The organism is Nostoc sp. CHAB 5715 (assembly GCF_020829685.1).
Taxonomy (GTDB): Bacteria; Cyanobacteriota; Cyanobacteriia; order Cyanobacteriales; family Nostocaceae; genus Nostoc.
Window position 1 is genome coordinate 1 of the sequence record NZ_JAIVFR010000550.1, and the last position, 5,170, is coordinate 5,170.

At 40.3% G+C, this 5,170-nt stretch carries 5 protein-coding genes; 4 read left to right on the top strand and 1 reads right to left on the bottom strand.

Features of this window, described 5'->3' with window-relative positions:
- Positions 1-215 precede the first annotated feature (215 nt).
- On the bottom strand, positions 216-1,352 hold the full coding sequence (locus LC574_RS25750; RefSeq protein WP_229456378.1) for a cob(I)yrinic acid a,c-diamide adenosyltransferase: 1,137 nt from the start codon (positions 1,350-1,352) through the stop codon (positions 216-218).
- Positions 1,353-1,575: 223 nt separating this feature from the next.
- Here LC574_RS25750 and fraC point away from each other — a divergent pair, with 223 nt between their 5' ends.
- The 4 genes from fraC to LC574_RS25770 all read left to right on the top strand — a co-directional run.
- A complete protein-coding gene (gene fraC / locus LC574_RS25755; RefSeq protein ID WP_229456379.1) occupies positions 1,576-2,112 on the top strand; it encodes a filament integrity protein FraC in 537 nt (178 codons plus the stop codon).
- A gap of 60 nt (positions 2,113-2,172) precedes the next feature.
- Positions 2,173-3,213, top strand: coding sequence for a septal junction protein FraD (fraD, locus tag LC574_RS25760; protein WP_229456380.1), 1,041 nt, complete (start codon positions 2,173-2,175; stop codon positions 3,211-3,213).
- Positions 3,214-3,385: 172 nt separating this feature from the next.
- The gene (locus LC574_RS25765; protein ID WP_229456381.1) at positions 3,386-4,165 is read left to right on the top strand and encodes an ABC transporter permease; all 780 of its coding nucleotides are present in this window, start codon (positions 3,386-3,388) and stop codon (positions 4,163-4,165) included.
- Positions 4,166-4,691: 526 nt separating this feature from the next.
- The coding region (locus tag LC574_RS25770; RefSeq protein WP_229456382.1) for a hypothetical protein at positions 4,692-5,170 on the top strand (479 nt) is incomplete at its 3' end.

Genomic DNA, 5,170 nt, shown 5'->3' on the forward strand with positions numbered 1-5,170 from the left:
CAACTTCTAAACTTAAAAGAAGTGTTACTATATCTAGCATGGGCGTTCTGTAGACTGGAAGTTGTCGTTGTGGTAAACAACAACTTTACTACAGAACGCCCTATTTATTTTTGGCGAAGGTATTGTTTATGGGTAGAGTATTCTGAATTCTGAATTCTGTATTCTGACTCCTGTTTTATCCAGATAATCCAGCATATCAACTAACTCAGCAGCGCCTAAAAATCTACCCCTCGTTTAAGTTCTACACCTTGATTGGCATAGTGTTTGTGGCAGTAAACCTCTGAGTGGATGCTAGCCAAGTCGAAGTACGCTGGTGGATTTTGGCAACGGCCAGTGATAATGATTTCGGTGTCGCGGGGTTTGCGGAGTAAAGCTTGGACAATGGGTTCAACGGGGAGTAATTCTAAATCAACGGTGGGATTTAGTTCATCAAGAATAATAGTTTTATATAATCCCGAGGCGATCGCAACTTTAGCGATTTCCCAACCCCGTTCGGCTTCTACATAATCTAATTCTTGTCGGGAATTTCGCCAGACGATCGCATCTCCACCACAGCGCTGATGATCCACCACTTCTGGATATGACTGCTGTAAAGCAGCGATCGCAGCATCTTCTGTGTAGCCAGTACCACCTTTAAGCCACTGCATAATCAGCACACGGGTAGATCCTGGATGATTGATTCCCCTACCAATGGCCTGTAAGGCTTTGCCCAAAGCACTAGTAGACTTGCCTTTACCAGCACCAGTATAAATTTCAATCCCTTCAAGGAAGAGAGCTTTAGCTGTTGGGTGGTGATGAGGTTTCATTTCTGAGTGCAAATCTGCAATATCGAGCAACTTTTGCGGTGCGGCGCGTCCGGTGGCGATGATTTCCAACTCTTGGGGTTTGGATTTTAATGTCCGCACTACTTCATCCACTGGTAGCAAACCCAAATCCAGAACCGGGTTAATTTCATCCAAGACAACAACTGAATATAAACCGCTAGCGATCGCGCCTTTGGCTACATCCCAACCCCGCATCGCTTCATCTCGGTCAAAGGTGGTAATTTCGTCTGGGCCAAAAAATTCGGCTCTCCCAGTGCGAACCTGGTCAATTAAATGGGGAAACCCGCGTTGCAAAGCTGCGATCGCGCCATCTTCGTCATAATCACGTTCAGGCCCTTTTAAAAACCGCAGCAGTAAAACGCGGTTAGAATTGCTAGGCGTATTGATCCCCAAGCCAATAGAGCGCAAAACCACCCCCAAAGCCGCTTGGGACTTACCTTTACCCACGCCATCGTAGACGTGAATTTGACCAACAAGCCGTTCCTGTCGCACTTGCGCCGTGCGAATACCAATACCGTTCCTTGTCATTTCTCGAAAAGCTATAAGTGGCAGTCTTTAATCTTACCTAACGTCTTGTACTCTTAGGTAGAGAAACTGCTCCTCTGATGCGTCCGTATAATGTATAAATAATATCGACAAGATCATATTGACACACCAACATAGTAAAGAACAAAAACAATCAGATAATTTCCCCATCACCCTCACTATCCCAGTTATACTCTCTACAGTTAACCCTTACCCTTGACCATTTATGCCTGATTGGATGCTTCCCAGGATTTTTCCTATTGGTGGAATTCTGTTTGACTTTTTATTTGTACTGATTGCCATCCCCATCGAAGCGTATGTTTTGCACAATCGACTAAAATTTGACAAAAAAACTTGCATTTTTTATGCTATCTCTATGAATCTGTTTTCTAGTGTAATTGGTTGGTTCATATTTTTTGTAGCAGAACCGATGTTGCCGATACAGCTGAAATCAGAATTAATTAGCTATATGTTTTTTAATAATTTTAAATCAGCAAATACACAAAGTTTAATCATTTTAACTGCTTGTATAATTTTTTTTGCTACTTTTATAATGAAGTTTTTCATTTTAAGGGTATTACTACTATCATTAAGTGAACCAGTTGCTAAAAAAGAAGAGGAGCCTCAAACATCTCAACGGCAGCGATGGCGTAGTTATAGCACTGCTAGATTACAAAATACCAATTTAGTGATTACTACATTAATTGCGAATTCTCTGAGTTACAGTGCTATAACCATTATTTTATTATTTCGCTCAAAATAGCAAGAATTTACTTCATTAAAAGGAAGACTAGTGATTAATTAATCAGGTGGAAAAAAAAAGATGAATACGCTATTTAAAGATGTATTTGGGGTTTTTAAATTTGCTGAAGGGCTTTACGCAGGAATTAGAAAGGTATTAGTTCCACCCAAAGCTTATTCTTGGCAAACATTTATTTATTTGAGTGTTTTTTCTTGGGTAGTTTCATATTTTGCTATAGGTTATATCAAAGATATAATTGCCTTTTTCGGTTGGTTATTTTTAATTGCTGGCACAGCTTGGTATACAACTGAAGATCCTTTGAGGGTTCCTGGTACTTTTATGCCAGTCGGGGCAGTGATCACAGGATTCTTGGTGAGTGTTTTTGCATTTGGAGATCAACAGGATGTCATCACACCAAGAACAATCGTTTTTTGGCCGACAATTTCAGCGCTAATTACGGCAATACCAGAATTTATTGAAGGTAATGATACCGATGCAAAAGCTCGAATTCCGAAACCAGAAGACCGCCAAAGAATCATAATTTTAGTTGCTAGTAGTATGCTGCTAAGTTGCTGGATTCAGTTTCACTTTGTGATGAATAATTGGTTCCAAGAATATCCTAGTTTGCAGGCAGATACTTTTCAAACTAGTACCGTTATTGTTAGTACAGAAAAACGCCTAAAAATCCCACGTAACGGCGCTATAATTCTAGAGAAACTTCAACCAATAGTAGTAGAAGAAATAGCTAAAAGACCTTGGTCGGAAGTGGAGAAATGGTTGATACCGAAAAAAGATATCGAATCTCGGGTAGTAACTCTGGGTAGGGGAGAAATTCAAAAGAACTTGGTTAAATATGAAGAGAAGGAACTATGGCGTGTTGAACCGCGCGTAGCTAATACTAAGTCTGGATATATATTAGATTTATTAAGTATTTGGATGGGCCCGAGTTCTAACCCACGGGGCTATTACTTGAAAAAATCTTGTCGCATTGAACCAGTTGCTGCAACTAGCAATTCAGACAATAAAATTACAGTTGCAGAAATTGAATGCGATCGCGGCAGTAAACTTTTTGCTGGATCACCACCTCCGCAAGCGGGGGAGGAGCAGGGGAAGAATCAATGACTAATGACTAATACTTCGACTTACCTCGACTTCGCCCTTCTCTACGAGAGGCTGCGCTACCTCGGCTCCGCTCGGCACAAGTCGCGGTTCCTGAGCGTAGTCGTTCGCGCAGCGTCCCGCAGGGAAGGGCAGTACAAGTGACCAATGACTAATAACAAATGACTAATAACAAATGACTATTAACAGAATTTTTGTATTGGCAAAAAATGTGTTTCAGGAAGTAGTACGCGATCGCATCCTATTTATTATTGGTTTTTATGCGCTGATACTCGCCATCGCTTTCCGTGTCCTTCCTGAATTTGCAGCAACGACTGAAGACAAAATCTTTTTAGATTTTGGGATGGCGGCGATGAATGCCATCGGGTTAATTGTAACGATATTTATTGGTACGGGACTGGTTAATAAAGAAATTGAAAAACGCACTATTTTGGTGTTAATTGCTAAACCTGTCAGCCGCAGCGAAATTATCGTCGGCAAATACTTGGGTTTATCCGCAGTACTAGCTGTGCTTGTCGCCACGATGACAGCAATTTATCTGGTATTTCTGCAATTTAGTAACATTCCTCATTCAACGACGAGCATTCTAATTGCTGCAATTTTTTTATTTTTGCAGTTGTCATTAATCACGGCTGTGGCTATTACCTTTGGTGTTTTCACTGCTTCTTTACTGGCGACTGTTTTAACCTTTGCGGTATATTTAATCGGAAATATTACTCAAAATTTAGTACAACTTGGTCGTCTGAGCCGCAACCCTGGTATGGAACGTCTAACTCAAGGTTTGTTTCTCATCTTGCCAGATTTATCTCGATTAGATTTGAAAAATGATGCCGTTTATGGTTTGCAAGCACTACCTGACACAACTGCACTGATTACAAATGCTGGCTATGGCTTACTTTATAGTGCCATGCTGTTAGCGATCGCTATTTTTATCTTCTCACAACGTGAGTTTTAGTCATTGGGGATTGGGGACTTGTACTGCCCTTCACTACGCTCAGGAACCGCGACTCGTGCCGAGCGGAGCCGAGGTAAGCCGAAGTATTGGGGACTGGGGCAAACAAAAAGTTCTTCTCTAATGACTAATGACTAATGACTAATGACTAATGACTAATGACTAAAGCTTAATTTAACTATATCCATAAATAATTGTGTTATTTCCAGATTTATGTTATTGACTTTAAAACCTTAATTTTTTCGATAAAGCAATATATTAAATAAAACTATATCTAAAGTAGTAGATTGATTTTAAAAAACTAAACAAATAGTGTCTAAAATATCACGAGTTAATTTAACATTAGACTAGACTTAAGGCAGAAGAACAAGAAAATTAATTTAGCTAATTTATTAGTTAAATAACATATATCTCGATACTTTTGCTTTAAATATATGTTGTAGTTGAAAAATAGAAAAAATTTTTTCTAGATTTCAGCAAATTGGTTAATAGCATAAGAACCATTTAATTTCAAACTCAGGAGATCCCAATGAACGTAAATCGCAGTAAAAATTTGCTCAAAATACTTGCTAGTCTCGTGGGAGTTGCTAGTACTGGTGCTTTAATCAGCCTTCCAGTATACGCTCTGCCTCAATCTAGCTCTAGAAATTTGGAAACTAGCCAAGCCCCTACAGGTGATAGATTGTACTCCCAAGCAGGACAATCTACAGGTGGTTCTACCACCGGAACGCAGCAAAACCCAAATAGCGGCACTACCGGAACGCAACAAAATCCAAATAACGGCACTACCGGAACGCAGCAAAATACAAATAGCGGCACTACCGGAACCGGAACGCAACAGTATCCAAATAACGGTACTACCGGAACGCAACAAAATACAAATAGCGGCACTACCGGAACCGGAACGCAACAGTATCCAAATAACGGTACTACCGGAACGCAGCAAAATACAAATAACGGCACTACCGGAACGCAGCAAAATACAAATAACGGTACTACCGGAACGCA